The 22,919-nt window shown below is 42.9% G+C and carries 17 protein-coding genes and 1 pseudogene; 13 read left to right on the top strand and 5 right to left on the bottom strand.

Annotated elements, in window-relative coordinates; genetic code table 11:
• The first annotated feature begins 96 nt into the window (after window positions 1-96).
• From V7K31_RS30000 to V7K31_RS30030, 7 genes are all read left to right on the top strand, one after another.
• Window positions 97-1,434 (top strand): Nramp family divalent metal transporter, encoded by a 1,338-nt coding sequence (locus tag V7K31_RS30000; RefSeq protein ID WP_335099912.1) that lies wholly within the window; start codon window positions 97-99, stop codon window positions 1,432-1,434.
• Between the two features lie 370 nt (window positions 1,435-1,804).
• On the top strand, window positions 1,805-2,188 hold the full coding sequence (locus V7K31_RS30005; protein WP_335099915.1) for a hypothetical protein: 384 nt from the start codon (window positions 1,805-1,807) through the stop codon (window positions 2,186-2,188).
• A 711-nt stretch (window positions 2,189-2,899) separates the two neighbouring features.
• Window positions 2,900-3,178 (top strand): transcriptional coactivator PipX, encoded by a 279-nt coding sequence (gene pipX, locus V7K31_RS30010; RefSeq protein WP_335099917.1) that lies wholly within the window; start codon window positions 2,900-2,902, stop codon window positions 3,176-3,178.
• Window positions 3,175-3,843, top strand: coding sequence for a YggS family pyridoxal phosphate-dependent enzyme (locus V7K31_RS30015; protein WP_335099921.1), 669 nt, complete (start codon window positions 3,175-3,177; stop codon window positions 3,841-3,843). Before pipX ends, V7K31_RS30015 begins: the two co-directional genes overlap by 4 nt.
• A gap of 672 nt (window positions 3,844-4,515) precedes the next feature.
• Window positions 4,516-5,115 (top strand): cell division protein SepF, encoded by a 600-nt coding sequence (locus tag V7K31_RS30020; RefSeq protein WP_334942664.1) that lies wholly within the window; start codon window positions 4,516-4,518, stop codon window positions 5,113-5,115.
• Window positions 5,116-5,424: 309 nt separating this feature from the next.
• Window positions 5,425-6,243 (top strand): pyrroline-5-carboxylate reductase, encoded by an 819-nt coding sequence (gene proC / locus V7K31_RS30025; RefSeq protein WP_335099924.1) that lies wholly within the window; start codon window positions 5,425-5,427, stop codon window positions 6,241-6,243.
• A gap of 166 nt (window positions 6,244-6,409) precedes the next feature.
• The gene (locus V7K31_RS30030; RefSeq protein ID WP_335099926.1) at window positions 6,410-9,085 is read left to right on the top strand and encodes a DEAD/DEAH box helicase; all 2,676 of its coding nucleotides are present in this window, start codon (window positions 6,410-6,412) and stop codon (window positions 9,083-9,085) included.
• 299 nt (window positions 9,086-9,384) lie between these two features.
• Here the strand turns inward: V7K31_RS30030 and V7K31_RS30035 are convergent.
• Window positions 9,385-9,510, bottom strand: a pseudogene (locus tag V7K31_RS30035) (glycerate kinase); the annotation flags it as partial.
• 164 nt (window positions 9,511-9,674) lie between these two features.
• Between V7K31_RS30035 and V7K31_RS30040 the strand changes: the two are divergent.
• Window positions 9,675-10,310: a restriction endonuclease subunit R gene (locus V7K31_RS30040; RefSeq protein WP_335099929.1), complete on the top strand. Its 636-nt coding sequence runs from the start codon at window positions 9,675-9,677 to the stop codon at window positions 10,308-10,310.
• Between the two features lie 190 nt (window positions 10,311-10,500).
• Here V7K31_RS30040 and V7K31_RS30045 read toward each other — a convergent pair whose 3' ends face one another.
• From V7K31_RS30045 to V7K31_RS30055, 3 genes are all read right to left on the bottom strand, one after another.
• Window positions 10,501-10,725 carry a hypothetical protein gene (locus V7K31_RS30045; RefSeq protein WP_335099932.1) on the bottom strand — a complete coding sequence of 75 codons (225 nt, stop codon included), beginning with the start codon at window positions 10,723-10,725 and terminating at the stop codon, window positions 10,501-10,503.
• Between the two features lie 132 nt (window positions 10,726-10,857).
• Complete coding sequence (locus V7K31_RS30050) at window positions 10,858-11,910, bottom strand: glycerate kinase (protein ID WP_335099935.1); 1,053 nt, start codon at window positions 11,908-11,910, stop codon at window positions 10,858-10,860.
• Between the two features lie 15 nt (window positions 11,911-11,925).
• Window positions 11,926-12,258 (bottom strand): DUF565 domain-containing protein, encoded by a 333-nt coding sequence (locus V7K31_RS30055; protein WP_335099937.1) that lies wholly within the window; start codon window positions 12,256-12,258, stop codon window positions 11,926-11,928.
• A gap of 921 nt (window positions 12,259-13,179) precedes the next feature.
• On the opposite strand from V7K31_RS30055, the gene V7K31_RS30060 reads away from it, so the two are divergent.
• Both V7K31_RS30060 and V7K31_RS30065 read left to right on the top strand, forming a co-directional pair.
• Complete coding sequence (locus tag V7K31_RS30060) at window positions 13,180-13,812, top strand: hypothetical protein (protein WP_335099939.1); 633 nt, start codon at window positions 13,180-13,182, stop codon at window positions 13,810-13,812.
• Window positions 13,813-14,409: 597 nt separating this feature from the next.
• Window positions 14,410-16,320 (top strand): ArnT family glycosyltransferase, encoded by a 1,911-nt coding sequence (locus V7K31_RS30065; RefSeq protein ID WP_335099943.1) that lies wholly within the window; start codon window positions 14,410-14,412, stop codon window positions 16,318-16,320.
• A 47-nt stretch (window positions 16,321-16,367) separates the two neighbouring features.
• On the opposite strand, the gene V7K31_RS30070 is transcribed toward V7K31_RS30065, so the two are convergent.
• The gene (locus V7K31_RS30070; protein WP_442941415.1) at window positions 16,368-19,712 is read right to left on the bottom strand and encodes an ATP-binding protein; all 3,345 of its coding nucleotides are present in this window, start codon (window positions 19,710-19,712) and stop codon (window positions 16,368-16,370) included.
• A 556-nt stretch (window positions 19,713-20,268) separates the two neighbouring features.
• Here V7K31_RS30070 and V7K31_RS30075 point away from each other — a divergent pair.
• The 3 genes from V7K31_RS30075 (at window position 20,269) to kaiC (ending at window position 22,909) form a co-directional block, all read left to right on the top strand.
• Window positions 20,269-20,850 (top strand): KaiA family protein, encoded by a 582-nt coding sequence (locus V7K31_RS30075; protein ID WP_335099945.1) that lies wholly within the window; start codon window positions 20,269-20,271, stop codon window positions 20,848-20,850.
• A gap of 104 nt (window positions 20,851-20,954) precedes the next feature.
• Window positions 20,955-21,269, top strand: coding sequence for a circadian clock protein KaiB (gene kaiB, locus V7K31_RS30080; RefSeq protein ID WP_335099947.1), 315 nt, complete (start codon window positions 20,955-20,957; stop codon window positions 21,267-21,269).
• 77 nt (window positions 21,270-21,346) lie between these two features.
• On the top strand, window positions 21,347-22,909 hold the full coding sequence (kaiC, locus tag V7K31_RS30085) for a circadian clock protein KaiC (protein ID WP_335099949.1): 1,563 nt from the start codon (window positions 21,347-21,349) through the stop codon (window positions 22,907-22,909).
• The last annotated feature ends 10 nt before the right edge of the window (window positions 22,910-22,919 follow it).

Raw genomic sequence — 22,919 nt, forward strand, 5'->3', positions numbered from 1 at the left:
GTGGATATCAAAATTTGTAATCTGATAAAACTACCTATTCTTCTCAGTTTTTTTAGAAATTATGACAGAATTATGAAAAATTGAGAGTGTAAACAAATGCCCTTTCCAGAAAAACCCATCAGGAAGCCCAGCCTACCTGAAGTTCACCGCAGCATTAAAATTCCTAACACCAAAAGCATCTGGCGCAAGATGCTGGCTTATGGAGGACCAGGATATCTCGTATCTGTAGGGTATATGGACCCTGGTAACTGGGCGACTGACTTAGCTGGCGGGGCTAAATTTGGTTATGCGTTGCTAACGGTGATTATGCTTTCCAACTTGATGGCGATTTTAATGCAATCGCTGTGTGTGCGCTTGGGAGTAGCAACGGGGCGAGATTTAGCGCAGGCTTGTCGAGATCACTTCAGTTCCCGCGTCAACTTTGGGTTATGGGTACTTTGTGAGATAGCGATCGCAGCTTGTGACTTAGCGGAAGTTTTGGGAAGTGCGATCGCGCTGCAACTGCTTTTTGGCATTCCCCTGAGTTGGGGTGTGTGTATAACAGCCCTAGATGTATTTGTATTGTTACTGCTACAAAACAAAGGCTTTCGCTATACAGAAGCTTTGGTAATCTTGTTGGTAGGAACTGTAGGCATCTGCTTTGCAGCAGAGATCATCTTTTCGCATCCTGATTTGGGCGGAGTTTTATTAGGATATGTTCCCAAAATAGAAATTGTGCAGAACCCAGAAATGCTCTACATTGCTATTGGCATTTTGGGGGCAACAGTGATGCCACACAACTTGTATCTACACTCATCAATCGTGCAGACACGGGATTGGGAATCAACATCCCAAAAGAAATGGGAAGCTATTAAGTTTAGCACAATCGATTCTACAGTTGCTTTATGTTTCGCCTTGTTTATCAACTCAGCAATTTTGATTATTGCTGCTGCCACGTTTCATTTTTCTGGTTATCAGAATGTTGCCGAAATTCAAGATGCTTATAAATTGCTCTCTCCCTTATTGGGTGTGAATGCCGCTAGCGCAATTTTTTGCGTGGCATTACTTGCTTCTGGACAAAGTTCAACCCTTACCGCCACCTTAGCAGGACAAATTGTCATGGAAGGCTTTTTGAATCTGCGTCTGAAACCTTGGTTACGTAGGTTATTAACTAGATTAATTGCGATTATCCCAGCATTAATTTCAATTATGCTTTTGGGAGAAAAGAGTACAGGTGGCTTACTAATTTTCAGCCAAGTTATTTTGAGTTTACAGCTATCATTTGCCGTAGTGCCCTTGGTGATGTTTACAAGTAATAAATCGTTAATGGGTGAGTTTGTCAATCCTTTGTGGTTGCAGATTTTATCGTGGTTAGTTGCGATTGTTATCGGCAGTTTAAATGCTTGGCTGTTATTGCAAACTATTTCAAGCTGGCTGTTCACGAGTCCTAGCTAGAATGTTTATCCCCAGCCACCACAAATATCGATCAACCATAATCAGGGGATGCAAAAGCTTCAACAGGGTAATTTTAACGGAGCGATGTCTGACTCGCTACCGCTACGCGTCTACGCAGACTTTAACCAGGAAAGTAGATCAACTTAATTAAACATCAGACGCTCAGGATATAGAAGCGCACTTCTGGCGAAAAGTCGGGGTTCTGGGTGTTATGTTTATTTATACATATCTAAATTTGCGATCAAACTGTGTAGATATGGAACTTTTTTGGGTAAAAAGTGTCAAGCTAGCTATTGTTAGAGGAAATTCACTTGAAGTTTGAAAGTGAATCGAATACCCTAAACTAGTAGACCATTTTCTCAAGGAATCTATGAACAAAAAAATTATCCTGAATTTGCTTTCCACTTCCTCAATTTTTGTGTCGCTGATGTCTACCCTGGCAGTATTTCATCCTGCCCATGCTAGTAGTAGTATTACTCAGCGATTAATGCACACACAAGACGGTCGTACCTGTATCACTAACCCACATGGTGGAACAGATTTTGTGTGCATTCGAGATTCAGAGAGAAAGCAACCGTATACCTCATCTGCACGTTACTCAACCATTGTCACATCAGTATCAAATCAGAATGTTGCCATGTTGAATTTTACTGACGAGGAAAGCGATGCTGCAATCAAGTTATTTAAATGTGACTGTCCATTGTGTATAAATTCTTTGCGTCAGTTGCGCGGTAGTGGAAACTTGGTGTACTAAGATTGAAGAAGGCTGATAGCGTCTATAACTTATGTTAGATACACGCGATTAATCATGTCTAGAAGATATCCGAAATCAAAAAAGCATTTTTAACTACGTACCACTACTATTATTTGGTCAAATGTAAATTCATTGTTGAGGCGGTTTGTAGCAATATTCCAAACCCCTCAAGTTTATATTGACGAAGAGAACGCACAGACAGACGCTCTTACGCAAAGAAATAATCAATAGAGTATAATTTTTTTCTGTACCCACTCTCACTCTTACTCTCCACTTCCCAGTTAACATTAGCTATTTTGCGCCATTGGGCGACATTTGTGGCAATATAGAAACAAGTTGAAAAGTTCGCTATTGCCATTGGGAACTTCAAAAGGGTGTTTTTCCTTGCCACGCCGAACTTTCGACAAGAGGATCAGGACTATTTTGTGCCTTCTCTCCACAGATTGATAAATTGAAGTCACCAAAGCAGATGGTGATGTTTATCAACCAGCCTCTACTCTCTCAATCTACGCTTCGCGGCTTCTGTTGTACCATTTCGCCTCACTACCACTAGCTTCATCTGCCCATTAGAAACTAGATCAAGGTCTTCATAACCGCAGTTTTGTATTTTAAGCAAATATTCTGACGAATGTTGGTATTATCGTCTGAATGTTTGGAATTCACTGCGAAAAGATATACATACTCCCACCTTGACTACACCTTGACTCTTAAATGAATCCAGAAAACGCAGAAACTTACATAAACCATCCAACTTGGGGGTTACTCTACAAAATCTCTATGGTTGATGAGAACCAGGATTTGTTCACCACACTTTATGCCCAGCGCTTATTTTTTTTGGTTTCAAATGACATTAAAGGTGTTAAATTCCAGTCTCTAGGACGTACTGAGGCTAGAATGATGTTGGAAAATCGCTTACGTACCCTGCGGCGCAGTGGACAATCTCAGGAGTACGATCAGCTTCAGAGTGTTTTCCAACGCACCTTCCAATGAGCAGTTCGATTTATGAACGTATTGTTTCCATTCGCTCCTCACTGCCAACTTCAGTCCGATTGATTGCTGTTAGCAAGCAAGTTTCTGCCCAGGCCATTCGGTCTGCATACTCCGCAGGGATTCGTGATTTTGGGGAGAGTCGTATCCAAGAAGCCGCCAGCAAACAAGCCGAGTTGCAAGACTTACCGGATATTACCTGGCACTTTATTGGACATTTGCAAGGCAATAAAGCCAAAAAAGCCATCGAACAATTCCATTGGATTCACTCCGTCGATAATTTGAAGCTGGCACAGCGTTTAGATGAATTGGCGCAACAGCTAGGAGTGAGTCCCCAGGTTTGCCTGCAAGTGAAAATTCTCCCAGATCCTAACAAGTCTGGTTGGAGTGTACCAGAACTGTTGGCTGATTTACCCACACTCAATCAATACAAAAATTTACAAATTCAAGGTTTGATGACAATTCCGCCTTCAGGATTAAATGATTCCGAAATTTTAAGTGTGTTTAATCTCAATCGTGAACTGGCAAAAGAAATCCAGGAGCAAAACTGGTCGGAGATTAAAATGCAGCAGCTGTCTATGGGTATGTCAGGCGACTATGAACTGGCAGTGCAAGCAGGCGCAACGATGGTACGATTAGGAACCATATTGTTTGGCGATCGCTCTTAGGGATTTCCAACAAATAAATTATCCAATCTTGTGGGGTGGGCACCGCTCAGTCGAACGGTGCCCACCCCACAAGAAGTATTTGAGTATTTTTTTATTTGCAAGTCCCTTAGAGGATGTTTGTCAAGTCTAATTTATGACTCGCCAGACGACTAGAGGGCAAACGTGAGTTAGCAAGCTCTTGATTTTGCATGAGTCCACCTCCGTGGACGAGAGCTTGTGTAGTAGCGTTCGCGTCAGCGTGCCGGAGGCTCTATTATATTTCCCAATACTTTAAAAGATCGCTCTTAGCCTATTGTTCATCAACCTTGCAGGTCAGTATTAATACAAGTTGAGAATTTGATCACAAGAATTTTGTCACAGACTGGTGCAATTGGAAACAAAGGATATAGTATTGACAAGAGTAATCGCCAAGGGAAAATGGGGTATAAAGAACTTTCCTTCGGACAAACCTTAGGATATAATCTTGGCTCCTTATTATGTTTAGGCGATGCACAGACCTTTCCAATAAGTGTCAGTTCATCGCCAAAACCCGTAGTATAGGCTACAAATAGCAATAGATTTGCTGAAGTATCCACCGATGTAGCGTAGTTTACCGCCCTAGGCATCGCTCCTACTCAATCAATCTTAAGCCAAGTCAATGCAGGCTATTCGCATCAGGAGAGTACACACACAATGAACAATATCTTTTCCAAACTCAGAGACTTTGTGGGTCTAAATGAGCAAGTGGAATATGAGTATTACGAAGAAGAACCAGAAACAGATAATAATTACCAAAATCTGTATCAGCAAGAAAATCCCCAACCAGCAGCACAAGAGAGCGCAACCGCTCAAAATCGACGCTGGCGGGAACCAGTGCCTACAATGGGAGATGATATAGCAGCAGGTTCAAAGCCAATGGGGAATGTGATTGGTATGCCAGGAGCAATTAACGGAATTTCGGAAGTTTTAGTACTCGAACCACGCACCTTTGAAGAAATGCCCCAGGCAATTCAAGCGTTGCGAGAACGCAAGTCAGTAGTATTAAATCTGACAATCATGGACCCAGATCAAGCTCAACGAGCAGTAGATTTTGTTGCGGGTGGTACTTACGCACTAGATGGACATCAAGAGCGGATTGGCGAGAGCATCTTTTTGTTTACGCCAAGTTGTGTCCAAGTTAGTACCCAAGGTGGTGTTCTTCATGAAGTACCACAACCGCCAGCACGTCCCTCTCGTCCTACAGGTTCTTCAAATCAAACCTGGGGTAACGAAACTAACCGGATGGCACAATAACAATTCAAAATTCAAAATTGTTGGTGCAGCATCTCGTAAAGAAGAGAGTTTCAGACGGGGATTTAAACCCCTGTCTGAAACTGAATCTACGTGTAGACGTTGGCGTTAGTCTCTCCCTTTGGGAGAAGGGTTCTTAAAGTCTTTGAATTTACAATAAAGTTAAATTAGTTGTTAGTGCTTTGTCATTTGTCCTGGGTTTTGATTTCTACAAGCCGCAGACTCATGACTTATACTTATAAGTTATTAGCTCCTTGACATTCTCCCTGACGTTAACGTACAGGGATTCCTATGACGAATGACGAATAATCAATGACTATAAAATTTGGTTTAATTGGTGGCGGGGTAATGGGAGAAGCGCTCTTATCCCGCCTGATTGCGCGTGGAATTTATCAATCATCAGAAGTCATAGTTAGCGAACCGCTATCTTCACGCCTAAATTTTTTAAAACAGCAATATGATGTTGCTGTGACGACAGATAATAGCCAGGTTTTCAGTCAAGCAAAAGAGATTGTCTTTTTGGCAGTGAAGCCGCAGGTATTTAGCGCGATCGCTCAAGAACTAGCAGATATTGATATTCTTAATAGAGAACACGCACCTCTGATCATTTCCATCCTAGCGGGTGTAACTTTAAGTCAGCTAGAAGCTGCATTTGTGCAATTGCCAGTGATTAGAGCAATGCCTAATACACCAGCAACTGTGGGAGCGGGAATTACTGCGATTTGTTCAGGTGCATACACCAGCCCCAAGCACCACCAAATAGCACAGCAAGTTTTTTCTGCTGTAGGCGAAGTAGTGGAAGTGTCAGAAGCGCTGATGGATGCAGTCACAGGGCTATCTGGTAGCGGACCAGCTTACGTAGCGATCTTGGTAGAAGCACTTGCTGATGGCGGAGTAGCCGCAGGTTTACCTAGAGCAATTGCCAATCAACTAGCCTTGCAAACCGTACTGGGAACAGCGAAACTGTTGCAGGAAACCAAACTGCACCCAGCAGAACTCAAAGATCGTGTTACCAGTCCCGGCGGTACAACCATTGCGGGGATTGCCAAACTAGAACAGGCAGGATTTCGTTCCGCTTTAATTGAAGCAGTCAAAGTTGCCACAGAGCGATCGCAAGAGCTGGGAAAATAAGAAATGGGGCATGGGGCATGGGGCATAGCGCATGGGAAATGAAGACTTAGGAAGAGTTTTTCAATACCCAATGCCCAATGCCCAATGCCCAATTCCCAATGCCCAATTACGAAGTTGACAAAAGACTCGTTAGTATAGTAAACAATCTGGTTGCAAATGTGATTGAGTGAATTATCCTGCACCGTCTCCAGAACTTGACTTAGGGACTATATTTCCCTTTGAACTGGATCAGTTTCAAAAAGAAGCGATCGCGTCCCTAAACGCCGGACGCTCGGTAGTCGTTTGTGCGCCCACAGGTTCGGGCAAAACATTAGTCGGGGAATATGCCATTTATCGCGCCCTAGTGCGAGGAAAACGTGTCTTTTACACGACTCCCCTGAAGGCGCTGTCTAATCAAAAATTACGTGACTTTCGAGAAAAATTCGGCTTTGATCAAGTCGGACTGTTAACTGGAGATGCTTCCATTAACAGGGACGCACCGATTTTGGTGATGACCACCGAAATTTTCCGAAATATGCTCTATGGCACACCCATTGGGCAAGTCGGCATATCATTGATAGACGTTGAAGCGGTGATCCTTGATGAATGCCACTACATGAACGATCGCCAGCGCGGTACAGTTTGGGAAGAATCAATTATCTATTGTCCCCGTGAAGTGCAACTCGCAGCCCTTTCAGCAACCGTTGCCAATAGCGATCAACTCACCGACTGGCTAAATCGGGTTCACGGCCCAACTGACCTGATTTACTCCGATTTTCGTCCAGTCCCCTTGGAATTTCACTTTTGCAATCCCAAAGGCTTATTTCCCCTGCTGAATGATAGCAAAACCAAAATTAACCCCCGCCTTCAGAAGAAGAAGGGGAGAGGGCTAGAAAGGGAGAAGGGGAGAAGTGGAAGACCTGAGGCTCCTGGCATCATTTATACCTTAAGCCAGTTAGAGCAACGGGATATGCTACCAGCGATTTACTTTATCTTCAGCCGCCGGGGATGTGATAAAGCGGTGGCGGAAGTGGGTGATTTATGGCTGGTAAATAGTGAAGAGTCCCAAATTTTACGGGAACAGATTGATGACTTTTTAGCCCGCAATCCCGATGCAGGGCGTTCTGGACAAATTGCACCCCTGTACCGGGGAATTGCTGCCCACCACGCCGGAATTTTGCCTGCTTGGAAAGCACTGGTAGAAGAACTATTTCAGCAGGGACTGATTAAAGTAGTATTCGCCACCGAGACACTGGCGGCGGGAATTAATATGCCCGCCCGGACTACGGTAATTTCCACCCTTTCTAAGCGTACCGACACTGGACACCGCCTGTTGAACGCTTCCGAATTCTTGCAAATGGCGGGACGAGCAGGCCGCCGGGGGATGGATAAACAAGGTCATGTGGTGACAGTTCAAACTCCCTTTGAAGGAGCCAAAGAAGCGGCGTATTTGGGAACATCCAAGCCAGATCCCCTTGTAAGCCAGTTTACGCCCAGTTATGGCATGGTACTCAATTTGCTGCAAACCCATACCCTAGAGCAAACCAGGGAACTGATAGAGCGCAGTTTTGGGCAGTACATGGCCACCTTGCATTTAAGACCAGAATACGATGAGATTGCCGAACTGCAAACACAATTAGCTCAACTTCATGAGCAAATCGTCGCAGTTGATGAAAATGAACTGGCTGTTTATGAGAAATTGCGGCAACGCCTGAAAGTGGAACGCCAGATATTGAAAACTCTGCAAGAGCAAGCACAGTCAGATAGACAAGAAGAATTGGGGATGATGTTGGACTTTGCAGTGTCAGGAACTCTGTTGAGTCTCAAGGGCAAAAATATCACAGTGTCTTCACCCGTAACCGCAGTGTTAGTAGGAAAATCGCCAGGTTCTGGTCAAGCTCCTTACTTGGTATGCTTGGGACATGATAATCGCTGGTATGTAGCAACGACAGGGGATGTAGTCGATTTGTATGCCGAACTCCCACGAGTTGAGGTGCCGCCTGATGTATTACCACCGCCAGAGATGCCTTTGAAACCAGGACAGTCGCGCCGTGGCAATGAAGAAACATTTGCGATCGCTGGACGTATTCCTGATCCGATAGAATCTTTACATCTGGCTCCAGAAGTAGCAGAACAACTCAGTCGCACTACCGCCGTTCAAGAGCAATTAGACGCTCATCCCCTACATGAATCAGGCAATGCTGCAACGCTTTTCAAGCGCCGCGCCCGCTATGTCGAACTAGAAGCCGAACTCGAACAGTTGCAAGGGCAAGTAGAGCAACAGTCACAACGTCATTGGGAAGAGTTTCTGAATTTAATCTTAATTCTGCAACACTTTGGCGGTTTGGATAACTTAGTACCCACAGTATTAGGGCGAATCGCTGCCGCCATTCGAGGTGAGAATGAATTGTGGCTGGGTTTAGTATTCGCTAGTGGTGAATTGGGAAACTTAGATCCGCAGCATTTAGCAGCAGCAGCAGCAGGTTTGGTGATGGAAACGCCTCGTCCAGATAGCAAGGTTAACTTTGAACTCAGTAATGAAGTGACAGAAGCCTTGAAAAAATTGCAGGGAATTCGCCGCCAAATGTTCCAACTACAACGGCGTTATAACGTAGCTTTGCCTATATGGTTGGAGTTTGAGTTAATTGCGATCGTGGAACAATGGGCGCTAGGAATGGAGTGGACAGAGCTCTGCGAAAACACCACCTTGGATGAAGGCGATGTGGTGAGAATTTTACGGCGGACGTTGGATTTATTATCGCAAATACCCCACGTTCCCCATTTGCCAGACTCTTTCCAGCGTAATGCCCATCGGGCGATGCAGTTGATTGATAGATTCCCTGTGAATGAGGTAGTTGAGTGAACAGAACACTCTGACGCGCTTACACGGGGACGCACAGAGAGTATTTGATTTCTGCCCTACGCCACTCGTGACTTCCAGTCATGAGTTATTACCTCACGCCAACGGGTTCTCCAAAGGAGTACGTTTGTGTCGGGGACTTCCAAGAAATAAATTATCCAATTTCACTTAAATCTTAACGATTTTCTCTCTCCCAGCTAAGAGTTCCCTGCCCCTTATCCTAAAAGCGATGGGATATTTTTTTATTTGGAAGTCCCTAGCAGGGAATTCTATTTGCCCAATACTTTTAAAACAATTACGAATTACGAATTAATCTGATCGCAATACACTTCACCAAAACTATTATCAGCATGAATATCAATCATCATATCAACCACTGTTGCATCTTTTACCAACGGCTTGATGAATAATTCTGGGTGAAGCGATCGCCCTTCTAAAAAGCTGCGACTATAATTTTGCTGTAGGTTAATATTTGATTAAATGACAAATCTTTTTCGTTGCCGCTTAACGAAGCTGGTCAGTCAACCAAGGGTTAAGATAGGTTTTATATAGGGAAGTTGGATTGGGTTGCATCTTAATCAAGCAAAAATATATGAGAATTCTCAACGCTCGTAATTTATCTTTAGAAGAAGTTCAGCGTCTGTTTGGCTTTCAAGAACAAAACAGTGACTCATTTTCTAACTACTTATCTCTAGAACCTCTCCTCGAAGTCGAACAACAAGAACTTCTGCAAATTAGAAATGACTTTCGACGCTACCTTACAGCAGGCAAAGTTTCTGAAGGTCAAGTAAAGTTTCTTGCAGTTGCGCCTTTATTAAGATTAGCTGGTTTTTATCGCTATCCTATCGAGATTGTTTTGGAGGAGAATATTGCTGATATTGAAGTTGAAGATGAAGATATCAAAATTAAAGGAAGATTTGATATTTTAGCTATTAGTAAAGCTAAACATACAAAACCTCAAATATCTTTCTGGGTACTGTTAATTGAATCTAAAAATAGTCAGATTGATATATCAACAGGTTTACCTCAGCTACTCACATACGCTTATAAAAATTTAGATAATCAAAAATCAGTTTGGGGATTAACGACTAATGGTAGAAGTTATCAGTTTATCTATATTGAACAAGGAAATCCCCCTATTTATTACCTGTTGCCAGAATTAAATTTAATGGAAAGAGAACGTTCAAGTCATTTGCTACAAGTTCTAAAAGCAATTTGTCAGCTTTAGAGCAATACGCTTGGAGTTGGGGGTTAGGTCTGTATTGGACTCAACTGCAAACTGCTATAAATACTCATTAGCTTAGTAAAGGATTCCTTTCAAAGCTCCCGCCAAGGCATTTGCTATTTCCGCCAAGGCATTTGCTATTTCCGCCAAGGCATTTGCTATTTCCAGCTTAGAATTCGGTATTTTAGACAAACTACGCTTGCAGCACAAAATCAGATGCCGTGAGAGTCGGCGCACCAGTTAGAGTTGCAAATAGACCACCGCTACCAAAACCCGCCGCATCGCCGTTTTCGTTGTAGAACAATTGCCCACTCACACCGTCGTAGACAATTTTCGCTGTGCTAGTCTCTGGTGAATTCATGACTTCAAAATCACTCTTATTACTAAAACCTGTTCCCGCACCAGGAGTTAGGTACAAGAACCCCACCCCCAACCCCCTCCCCGCAAGCGAAGAGGGGGCTATGATGTACTTTATATGATTAGGAAACGCCACCTTCCCTACGGGACGCTGCGCGAACGTGGGTTAAAAATCTTTGATTTTGTATATGAGTTACGAATTAGCCCGATCGCAATACACTGCACCAAAGCTATGATCGGCATGAATCTCAATCACTAGATCAACTACTGTTGCATCTTTTACCAACGGCTTGATAAATAATTCTGGGTGAAGCGATCGCCAAAAATAATTGACAAATTGCTCTATCTCTGCATTGCTCATCCCCGATTTACCCGCAGCAATCATCTGCTGTTCCGCCTGTTTGCGCCACTCCAAAGAACAACGGTAATCGGTTGGATAGAGCAAAATTAAGCTGTCTAATCGCTCCCACAGTGGTAAATAATCGTAGAGGCGATGATTAATATCACGGGCAAATACTCGATCCTCATTTGTGAGAATTGGTGGCGGTGCAGCATCAAATACATCTGGATTAATTGGGCGCACACCCACAAACCAACCTTCAAATAGTACAATATCTACACCTGTTACCATTTCTGGAGTCGTGCGATCGCCAGTACCTCTGTATGCAGATTTATCAAAGCGGGGAACCATAACTGAACTTTGCGACTGGCGGATTTGATCTAGTACATTTAAGCCTAAATCTACATCGTGGGTTCCTGGTGGTCCGCGCCAAATCAAGCGGGGATCTTGCTGTGTTAAAATCAAGCGATCGCTATAAGTTTTATACAAGTCATCCAAAGATAAACTCAGAGTCCGGTATCCCAACTGATCGAGAATTAAGCTGAGAACCTTGGACATTGTGGTTTTCCCAGTACCTTGTCCTCCCAATATTCCCTGAATTAGCGGGCGTCCCAACTGTTGGCGTCCTGATGCTAGTTTGATCGCCAAAGGTAGCCACAAGTCCCACAATACCTGTAACATTTCCTTGGGTTGTAGCTGGAGCGTAGTTTGGCAAAATTGGCTAAAAGCTGGCAGGATAGATTTTAGTAAATGCGATCGCCTTTCTATCACTTCATCAACGTTTTCCGGCGTAATCCCAAAAGCTTTAGCTCTTAACCGATCTGCCAGCGCTGCTGCTCTTGCTTCTTGCTGCCAAGTTTCCCCTAGCGCACCCGTTGCCAAAATTTCACCCAGCCACAAATTCATAAATTCCCTATCTCCCTACGATCCCAGCTTAAAGGCTTCGAGAAACAGGCTGTATGTGAAACCAACTTTGAGGAGATTTAGTGATTCTACCAAAAGCGATCGCTTGGCAAAAAAGCTCTGACTGTAAAATATCCTACTAGTAATTTCCGTTAACAATACTAAAAAACCAGCTACCACAATGTCCAATACACCCTGTTGACCTGATGTAGTAGAAACTGCGTTTCCCAGAAAAAAACCGAACAAAAAACTAATTATCAGCAACGATAGTCGCCGCCAAGGATTTAAAAACCATTGCCCTAAGCGTATAGCAATGGCATCCAACAAGTTATTCAGACGAGTGTTTTGCATCAGATAGACTTCTGGGGAAAAGTCAAGATATCAGGACTTACGCAAACAATAGCCGAAAATAAAGATTTTCTTCTTAGGGACAATTCATGAATTGCCCCTACAACGCGTCTAGTTTTGCGTCAGTCCTAGACATCTTAAAATATTCTCTATATTAAAGAGGATATTGGTTTTAGCCTAAGCTTGTTTGTTAATATTATAGATATATAGGAATTCGGTTTGATTTCTGAAAAGATGCGTAGGGGAGCCAGTCGTGTGGGCGGGTTTCCCGACTTGAGCGAACTGGCGTTGTGTTAGCAAGGAGAGTACGGCACCAAACTCTTGATAATGGTGCGTTACGAACTTCGTTCTAACACACCCTACATACCTAATTTTGTTCAAAAATCAAATAGGAGTCCTATAGCAATCCGATTTGACTTGGGAAAAAATTTAAGTATATTTTGGTGTGTTATCGCGTAGGATAACACACCATAACGTTCGGTAGGTGCGTTACTGTTTGCTAACGCACCCTACGTGTATTTAAAAAATAAAATATTTTTTTATCCAAATGAATTGGCTGCCTCGGTATCTAAGTTTTCTGTTCCCAGTTCAGAGTTCCCTTTCATTCAAAATGATACTGATAATACATTCGTATCCCTAGTTTGAGGAAAGTCTATATTAGGCTACTTTGTATGATTGTATTTTGGGATAATAGGCTACTATTTAGTCAAGCCCAAGGCTATTTCATTCTCATTTAGCACGCCTCAGAATAAATTCTGAGTCTAATAGCGAAAGTCGTCTAAAGACGACTAATAAAAGGTTATAGTCCCTTTTAACGGACTTTAGCTATTAGCCTGTGAACTTTAGTTCTGGGCGGTTTATGTCTAGAACGAAATAGCCCTGAGTCAAGCCTAGACAAAATATTTATTTCTAATAACTATCAATATGAAATCTTCAGTATATCGTAACGTCGGTATTACAGCTTGTTGCTTGGGACTGTTTGTTGCTCTGCTGGGATGCTTTGGAGTGAGCGTATCCTTTGAGTCCACAAACCCAGATACATCTTCACAACTGCCAACTGAAACTCAAGCGTGGGAAACAAGTTCATCTACACCTGTTTCACCTGAAAAAGGTATTTCCGCTAGCCTATCTACTCCAGCAAATACCCCAACTAATCAAGTAGAAAGCAGTAAAAAAAATACTCACCCTGTCTTGGCGGATCGTGATAAATCAGCTAGCAAAGGCAAGGATCAAGGAACTTTACGGGTGAGCAATCAAACAAATCAGCCTGTGCGGCTGGCTCTACTGGCGCGAGAGTCGGTAGCAAAAGGCTCTAGTACTAAACAAACCAACTATGATGTACCAGCACATTGGGATTTTGCTCCCCAAGAGGGTAGTGATAAGGGACTGATTCTATCCCTACCTCAGAATAATTTAAAGCTGGAGAAGGGAGATATTTTAGTTGCTTTTGCACAAGATGGTTCCCGTCGTTACTGGGGTCCCTATGTTGTCGGCGAAACTCAATTACCTAAGTGGAATTCCCAAAACAGAGAATGGCAACTAGTGCTGAGTCAATAAATAGTGGGGAGTAGGGAGTGGGGAGTAGGGAAGTAATTTTTGTCGGCTGGGGATTAGACCTCTTGCAAAAGTCCTTAACACCCCACCCCCAACCCCTCCCCGCAAGCGGGGCTACGGTGTACACACAAGTTATTGCATTCCCCAAAAGTCCTCTAAAACCTCAAAGAGTCCTATCTTTAATCCCTCTCCTTAGTAAGGAGAGGGACAGGTTTTACTACGTAAAACCTTTCTTGAGGTATCTCAGAGGCTGTGAGACTTACAGCAGAATTCAAGTATTTGAACCACATCTGTCGTAAGGGCACAGCAATGCTGTGCTCCTACCGCGTGGTCTATTTACTTGAAAATAGCTGTACCATAAATTACGTTCAGAAAGACTTGTGTGTACACCGTAGGCAAGCGGGGTGGGGTTCTTCTTTTTGATTTATGCAAGAGGTCTATTGTTTACCCTTAGCTCAAATTTTTATTTATAGATGTCTACCCTACAGTTGGTAAGGTGTAGAGTACTGATGTAGAGGAAAATTGTTGAATTTAAAACTCTGAAGAACAAAAGATAGATAACCAACGACTATTGATTAGTGATTGTTGACTATTGACTAAATGATAATGAAATTGAGTGTTAAGCGCACTGTTGATCAGTGGTTCAACAAAATAGAAAAGAATCCAGCCCTTGGTGTAACTCTGTCGATTTTGTGGTTAATCGTGATTGGCTGGATAGCTTTTGGGTGGAATTTGGGCAACACTGGCTTGGTTGATGAGACAGAGCCACTGTTTGCCGAAGCTTCCCGCCAGATGTTAGTCACAGGTGATTGGATAACCCCATTTTTCGATGGTGAGACTCGTTTCGATAAACCTGCTTTAATTTACTGGTGTCAGGCGATCGCCTATAAAATTATTGGGGTGAATGAGTGGGCAGTACGCCTTCCTTCCGCGATCGCCGCCTTAGGCTTAATTTGTTTAGCTTTTTACACCGTACACTGGTATTTGACTAAACAAGATCAATTAGAGCAAGTTTCACGTCCGACTCGCCGCTACTTAACATCTTTTATCGCCGCAGCCCTCATGGCACTCAATGTCGAAACTATTGTTTGGGCGAGAACCGGTGTCTCTGATATGCTGCTCACCGGATGTATGGCATCAGCTTTGTTATGTTTCTTTCTAGGGTACGCAGGGAAGGAAGAGAGCAGGGAGCAGGGAGCAGAATTAATCACCAATGCTCAATCGCCAATGCCCCATGCCCTATTCCCTAATAAGTGGTATTTAGCTTTTTATGTGCTGATTGCTGGCGCAATTTTGACTAAAGGCCCAGTGGGAATTGTCTTACCAGGGCTAATTGTTGGTGCCTTTTTGCTTTACGTCGGAAAGTTTCGAGAGGTGTTGCGAGAAATGCGCCTCCTCGTAGGTATACTGATAATTATCGGTTTGTCAGTGCCCTGGTATGCTTTAGTGATTGGGCGCAATGGCTGGAATTACATTAACTCCTTTTTTGGTTATCACAACCTGGAACGCTTTACAGAAGTAGTTAATGGTCACTCAGCACCTTGGTATTTTTACTTTTTAGTGGTGTTGCTGGGTTTTGCCCCATACTCAGTGTATTTACCAGTGTCTATAGTCAGACTAAAGTTTTGGCAGCGATCGCACTGGCGATCGCTTGAACGTTTTCAGCAATTTGGTTTATTCGCTTGGTTCTGGTTTGCTAGCGTCTTTAGCTTTTTCACCATTGCTGTCACCAAACTTCCTAGTTACGTCTTGCCTTTAATGCCAGCAGCTGCAATCCTGGTAGCCCTGTTGTGGAGCGACCTTTTACCAAACATGGAGAATGAAAATGACACCAAGAGAGGATTTGATCATCTCCCCGCGTCTTCTTCCATCTCCCCCTTACTCGTCTGGAGTGGTTGGCTGAATGTAGTGTTGTTATCATTTTTGGCAGTAGCACTGTTTAACTTAACCCACATATTAGGTACTGATCCAGCTATAAGTAACTTCCACGAACTGATTCAACAATCTGGTATACCAGTAATAGCGGGCGTAATTTGGCTGGTTTGTGCTGTTTTGGTTGGGGTTTTATTACTGAGTCGCCGATGGAACTACATTATCAGTATTAATTTAATCGGGTTTGTGGCGTTTTTAATTTTTGTTTTAACGCCGGCTTCCTTTTTTATTGATCGAGAACGTCAATTACCCTTAAGGGAGTTGTCTGCCGTCATCCTAGAAGCAAAACAACCAGGTGAAGAATTGATCATGCTTGGCTTCAAAAAGCCTAGTGTAGTCTTTTATAGCCACATCCACGTAAATTATTTAGGATTTCCCCAAGAAGCTGTAGATCATATTAAAAATCAGGCTGTTAAGGGACTACAACCTCCCTCACTGCTGCTGTTGGCTGAACAGACAAAGTTTTTACAAATGGGCTTACAGCCAGATGATTACAAGAGTTTATCGACCAAGGGTGCTTATAACTTGGTTCGAGTTCCTTTTAAGAAAAAGAAAAATCAAAAAATAGACATATCATAATTGGGCATTGGGCATTAATCACTTGACTCCTAACTCCCCACTCCCCATTAACATTTGCCATTATAACCATTGACAGCTAAAGCTTGATTGATCTGGTTTAAGAGGTCTTCCATTGATATCGATCGCGGTAATATTTGGGTAGCGATCGCGCTAACAACAGTTTCTATCGATTCCAAACCATTCTTCTTCTGCTTGTCAATTTCCTTGTAAGCTACCCCAGGCTGAAAAGTGGTTTTTGGGCGATTTAATCGCTGATTAAGTACCAAAATTGGTGGTAATTTGTCAGGTGAATCTCCCAATGTCTTCAGTGCTTTTAGCAAGTCTTTGTGGATAGCGGATTCTCCTAAACAAATTAGCAGTAAGTCAACGCTTTGGTGGCGAATTTGTTGTAACACTTCTGCCCAACAGGGACTCATCGCCGCTTTGAAGCCTGCTGTTTGTAGGTACTGAATTAAAGCTTGAAACCATTCAGAACCCCGTTGAGGAGTTTCACTACTAATTAAGTAATTTTTTTCAGTCTGATAACCCTTAACTTGCTTGCGTCTTACCTGTGGAAAATCACGCAGCATTGTCAAATCCACTACCAAGATGTTAGGAGGGCAGCAAATACCAGAAGCAATTTGCAGTACTGATAATAAGGCATCTGTTTTCTCGGTGCGACTGCTGTTGTCTTTGGCAAATGGTGTTAAGTAAGGAAATACAGATAGCCCTGGTATTTTAGAAGCTATTAGGGTGGTTGCAACATCGCAAGTAACCAGTGGTATAGCCGCCAAACGTGGATGCCCAATTAGTTGTTGCAGATAAATTTGGGCGGTGTTACTTTCCACATCTAGCAAAATGACATCAAACTGCCATACCCGTGCCAAAAGTTCTGCCTGATCTAGGTCATCTACTTCAATCACCCGATGTTCTCGAAGTGAGAGGTGGGGATTGATCGATTCCAACTGGGGATTCACCAACCGGAGAATTCGCAGTGGGGTCTTAGTTGGGATAATTGCGCTATTGTCTAACCCTAGTTGTAAAACTGCTTGTGCAGTACATAATTTTTCTAAAACTGGTGCTAAGACGTGATGCTCTACTGGCAAACTTAAGAAACCATCAGATCGGTTAGCAAATGCTTGCTCCTTTTCGGCTGCCGTCGCTGTCACAATTACAGATATATGACGGGTTGCGGTGTCAGATTTCAGTAAAGTCAGCACATCCCAGCCTGATAGCAGGGGTAGCAACGGATTCAAAAATATCGCTATTGGTTGCAAGCGCCGAGCTTTTTCGACTGCTTCTGTCCCCGATCGCGCAATCACTACCCGATATCCTAAACCTTTGAGTTGTTCGGTCAAGTCTTCAATATATCGGGCTACTGCCTCGACTACCAAGACCAAGCGTTGCGAACTAACGGCATGATGCTGTGTGGGGGTAATCTGCTGACGAGCGACTGTGGGCTTTTGCCGTGTCTGTTGGAGTCGTGTTTCTTCCTCTTCTCTGATTCCCATATCTGGTTCAGAAAAGCCTGTTTTCGGGGGACTGGGCGGCAGAAGTAGGGTAAACTGGCTACCTTTTCCTTCACGAGATAAGAAGCTGACATCTCCTCCGTGGAGACGAGCCAAGGCGCGAGTTAATACCAGCCCCAAACCAGTGCCTTCAAATTGGCGGGTGAGGGGATTTTCCAGTTGTTGAAATTTTTGAAAGATTAAGTGTTGCTGGTGTTCAGGAATGCCAATGCCTGTATCCCAAACTGTAAAGGCAATCCATCCTTCCCAACGATTCACCCGCAATCCAATTTCGCCAGATATTTCGGTGAATTTAAAGGCGTTGGAAAGTAGGTGTACTAGCATCTGGCGTAAGCGCAATTCATCTGCCACCATCTGATCTAAGCCTAGTTCAATGGAGAGGCAGAATTGGGGGGCAGATAAACGGGCATTTTGAGTTGGTGAAGCAGATGTCGTTTTGGTAGTATGAGTGTGGATGGCTTTGGCCTCGGATAGGGCGCGATCGCACACAGCCCGAATTTTCACCGGAGTCAGCGTCAAATCCATTTGTCCCGTCTCCATCCGGGTCAAATCCAAAATATCATTAACCACACTCATCAGGTGGCGTCCACTTTGATGAATCAGTCCTGCATAACGCGCTTGACGCTCGTTGAGTTCTCCCAACTGCTGATCCACGAGCAAGCGCGATAATCCTAAAACGGCAGTTAGGGGAGTTTTGAGTTCATGACTAATACAAGCTAAAAATTCATCCTTCAACCGATTTAGTTGAATTAAATCGGCATTTTTTGCTGCCAATTCTTTGCAAAGCTGTTGCTGCTGGGTCACATCAGTAGCTAAAACTAACCACAAATCATTGCTGAGTGCAATCTCCTCTTCAGCACTCATGACTTTAAACTCAGGACTATCTAAGGGAATTTTGGCAAACTGCCAGATTTGCTCCTGACCATTTTCCAGTTGAACAACGCAGGTACAAGTACCCACCTGACTATCCAAATAGCACCGACTGTATACAGCCTCACCTGATGCTTCTTGCTGAGTCGGTTCTTGTTCACCACCATCCTCATCCTCCCTACCATTGGGATGAACCTTGATTGCTCGTTGTGTGACATATTCTGGATTTTCGGAGGGTTTAGGGACAAGTATCGCCTCCACTTGTTGCCTAACTCCTTCTGGATCTTTCAAGGCTCCTAATTGCTGCCACCAAGCCGGATTTCGTGCTATTACCTTACCAGTAGCCGTTTGCAACATCAAAGGCCAAGGCAGTCTTTCCAGCAAGTGTACTAGTGGCTGGTGTCCCAATGATTTGGGTTCATTTGGTGTCTGCACACTAGCATTATACTCATGGCGATACTCACCTGAACTTTGTAACCCAGCCATCCGTTCCTTAGCCAGCGATCGCAACAGACGTGAACTATCCAGCAGCCCCAAATATCGACCATCAGAGTCAATCAGCGCCCAATCTAAGTTCTGATGTTTTTCGGCTTGGGGATAACACAAGCGCAAGCTTAATTGCTCTACAGTCTCAGAAGCTGATATTGTTTGTATTGGCTCAATTAGACCTTGACCCCAGATCGAGAGTGATTGGTGTAAATTTAGATTTTTATTGTCACTATCTGCTAATAATTTTGGGATTAAACGGGCAGAATACAGCAATCCGATGGGACATTGCTGTTGATTCACTACTACCAAGCGATCGCACTGCTCTTGCTCAAAAATCTCTAACACCACTGCCAGAGAACTTGTTTGGGGGCAGCTAGGTACGGTTGCCTGAAAGTCATAAAGCGGGTAATCTAGCATTAACATAAGGCTTTGGGGGTCATTCTTCCTATGGAAACCTCCGGCATTTCCATCTCCCAACTGGTGATGGTTTTTTTGCCTAAAGCCATATCCTCTAAGAAGACTCATATAAGCAACTCTGGTTATTTCAACGCCATTAAAACAACGGGATTTCCGATCACGGACACTTGCTTGCGTCCGAGTGCATTTTTCCCAGAGGCGACGTTTCTCATTTCTAGCAACTAGCCTCCCCAGTCTCTTACTGGTATTTAAACTCCTCATCGATAGCGACGGCTAAAACAATTATGACCCCAAAGATTCGCTTTAGAACCTTGAGGAATTATAATGATTTAGAATGCGACAAAGGTTTAAGTTCGTTTAAGTATCTTATCAAGGAGCAAAATAAAAAATCTATTTAGTTATATAAGGTATGCAAATAAAAAAGTAGCTAATGTGTTTTGCTATGCTGACATATACCTCATCATTAAAGACCTACTAAGTCCTACCACTCAGTTGCTGCACTAAGTTGTTGAGTGAGTTGCTGCATTATCTGCTAACACAGAGCCTTATTTTGAGGCAGAATCATTAGTTTACTGCACATCCAGTATTACCCTAGAAGCGTTTGTCAAATTTATCAACCCACGTTTCTTGGTCACAGCGATCAAGGAGAGATATTAAAGAGTAAATGTTATTACCAATATTGATTCTGCAACCTGATATTAACAAATGTTTAGATAATTCAGTTGGGTTAGCCAACCAAAAAGGTTTGAGTGCGTGGGTGTGGAAATTGATTAAGGCAATTATTGCCCAATTTTCCTATCTACCTGTTGCTGCAACTACCTCTGGAAAAATCAACTATTTACCAAATTGGCTGCAACAAAATCTAAGTAAAGCATACACTGGCAGACACGTCTATGTATTTGCCAGTCAGACGCAAAAAAGCCAACAGCATTTCCAGGAGATGACTCCAGCAGAAAGGCAAGGATTATTAAGAGGGCTTAAATCAGATTACAGCCTGATTCTGATAAATTATTTTACCACAGACAAAACACTCAAAGAAAAAATTGATAAATTTATCAATACTATATTTTATGCTAATATTCCTGTGCCCCAAATCATCGAGATTCACATGGAGGTAATTGAAGAATTTTCTCACCAGCTTCAATTAGAAGGAAGGAGGAATGAAACGTTACTTGATTACCGCCTAACGTTGATAGATATCCTAGCTCACCTGTGCGAAGTGTATAGGAGTTCGATTTCTAAATAAATTAAGTTTATTGATGTTCAACTTGGAAAAAACTACTGCTGTTAGTGACTCCCAATGCGCGAAAAAATATTGTATTTGTCTGATAATGACTAGCTATTAACTATATGATTAAAGCCAGAAAAACCTACGTTCTCAAGCTTTACGTAGCAGGGAATACCCCTAATTCAGCTCGGGCATTAAAAACACTTAAAGATATTTTAGAACAGGAGTTTGAAGGTGTTTATGCTTTAAAAGTGATCGATGTCCTGAAAAGCCCGCAACTGGCGGAAGAAGATAAAATATTAGCAACTCCAACATTATCTAAAATTTTGCCTCCACCCGTTCGCAAAATTATCGGGGATCTTTCAGATAGAGAAAGAGTATTGATTGGATTAGATTTGCTCTATGAAGAACTAAATGAAGAAGATTTTGAAGAGTAAAATTTTAATCATAAAAAAATTCAGTCCAAACTTTAGTAATAAAAAAACCGGGTTTAATACCCTTTTGTGATCAAGCAATGAGTGAAAACGAGCAAGAAAAACCAAAGCAACCACCGATAATTGGGGGTATAGAAAAAATTCGGACGATGATCGAAGGATTTGACGATATTAGTCATGGTGGTTTCCCAATTGGCAGAACTACCTTGATTAGTGGCACATCCGGCACAGGCAAAACTTTATTCTCTCTTCAGTTTCTCTATAATGGTATCACCTACTTTGACGAAGCAGGAGTATTTGTTACTTTTGAAGAGTCACCCAGTGATATTATTAAAAATGCCCATATTTTTGGTTGGAACTTACCACGCCTAATCGAAGAAGGCAAGTTGTTTATTCTTGATGCATCTCCCGATCCTGAAGGTCAAGACATCATTGGGAATTTTGACCTTTCTGCACTCATTGAGCGCTTGCAATATGCCATCCGCAAATACAAAGCTAAACGAGTTTCTATCGACTCAATAACAGCAGTATTTCAGCAGTATGAAGCGATGGGAGTAGTGCGACGCGAGATTTTTCGCCTGGTAGCACGTCTCAAACTACTGAATGTCACCACTGTAATTACCACTGAACGTGGTGAAGAATATGGGCCAGTTGCCTCTTTCGGAGTAGAAGAATTTGTTTCCGATAATGTAGTAATTGTTCGCAACGTTTTAGAAGGAGAACGCCGCCGTCGCACAATTGAAATCCTGAAGTTGCGCGGTACAACTCACATGAAAGGCGAGTATCCCTTCACGATTACTAATGAAGGAGTTAACATCTTCCCACTGGCAGCAATGCGCTTAACTCAACGATCTTCTAATGTCAGAGTATCTTCTGGTGTCAAAACCTTAGATGAAATGTGCGGAGGTGGTTTCTTTAAAGATTCAATTATTTTGGTAACAGGAGCCACAGGTACTGGCAAAACCCTGTTAGTTAGTAAGTTTATTCAAGATGGCTGCCTGAATGGAGAACAGGCAATATTATTTGCTTATGAAGAATCACGCGCCCAACTGTCTCGTAATGCTTCCTCTTGGGGAATTGATTTTGAAGAATTAGAAGATCAAGGTTTACTGAAAATAATCTGTACCTATCCTGAATCAACTGGTTTAGAAGACCACTTACAAATTATTAAATCAGAAATTGCTGTCTTCAAACCAGCTCGCATCGCCATTGATTCACTATCAGCACTAGCTAGAGGTGTTACCAATAATGCATTTCGGCAGTTTGTAATTGGGGTGACGGGTTATGCTAAACAAGAAGAAATTACTGGTTTCTTTACCAACACAACTGACCAATTTCTGGGGGCGCATTCGATTACTGACTCTCATATTTCCACGATTACCGATACAATTCTGATGTTACAGTACGTAGAAATTAGAGGAGAAATGTCGCGGGCAATTAACGTGTTTAAAATGAGAGGCTCTTGGCATGATAAGGGCATTCGTGAGTATAATATCACTGCTGATGGTCCCGATATTAAAGATTCTTTCCGAAACTACGAACGGATTATCAGCGGTGCTCCTACTCGCGTTAGTATCGATGAAAAGGCGGAACTTTCTCGCATTGTTAGACGTTTTGAAGACAAACAGAGTTCCGAACCCTAAATTTAGTATC

Source organism: Nostoc sp., from assembly GCF_036917675.1.
Classification (GTDB): domain Bacteria; phylum Cyanobacteriota; class Cyanobacteriia; order Cyanobacteriales; family Nostocaceae; genus Nostoc.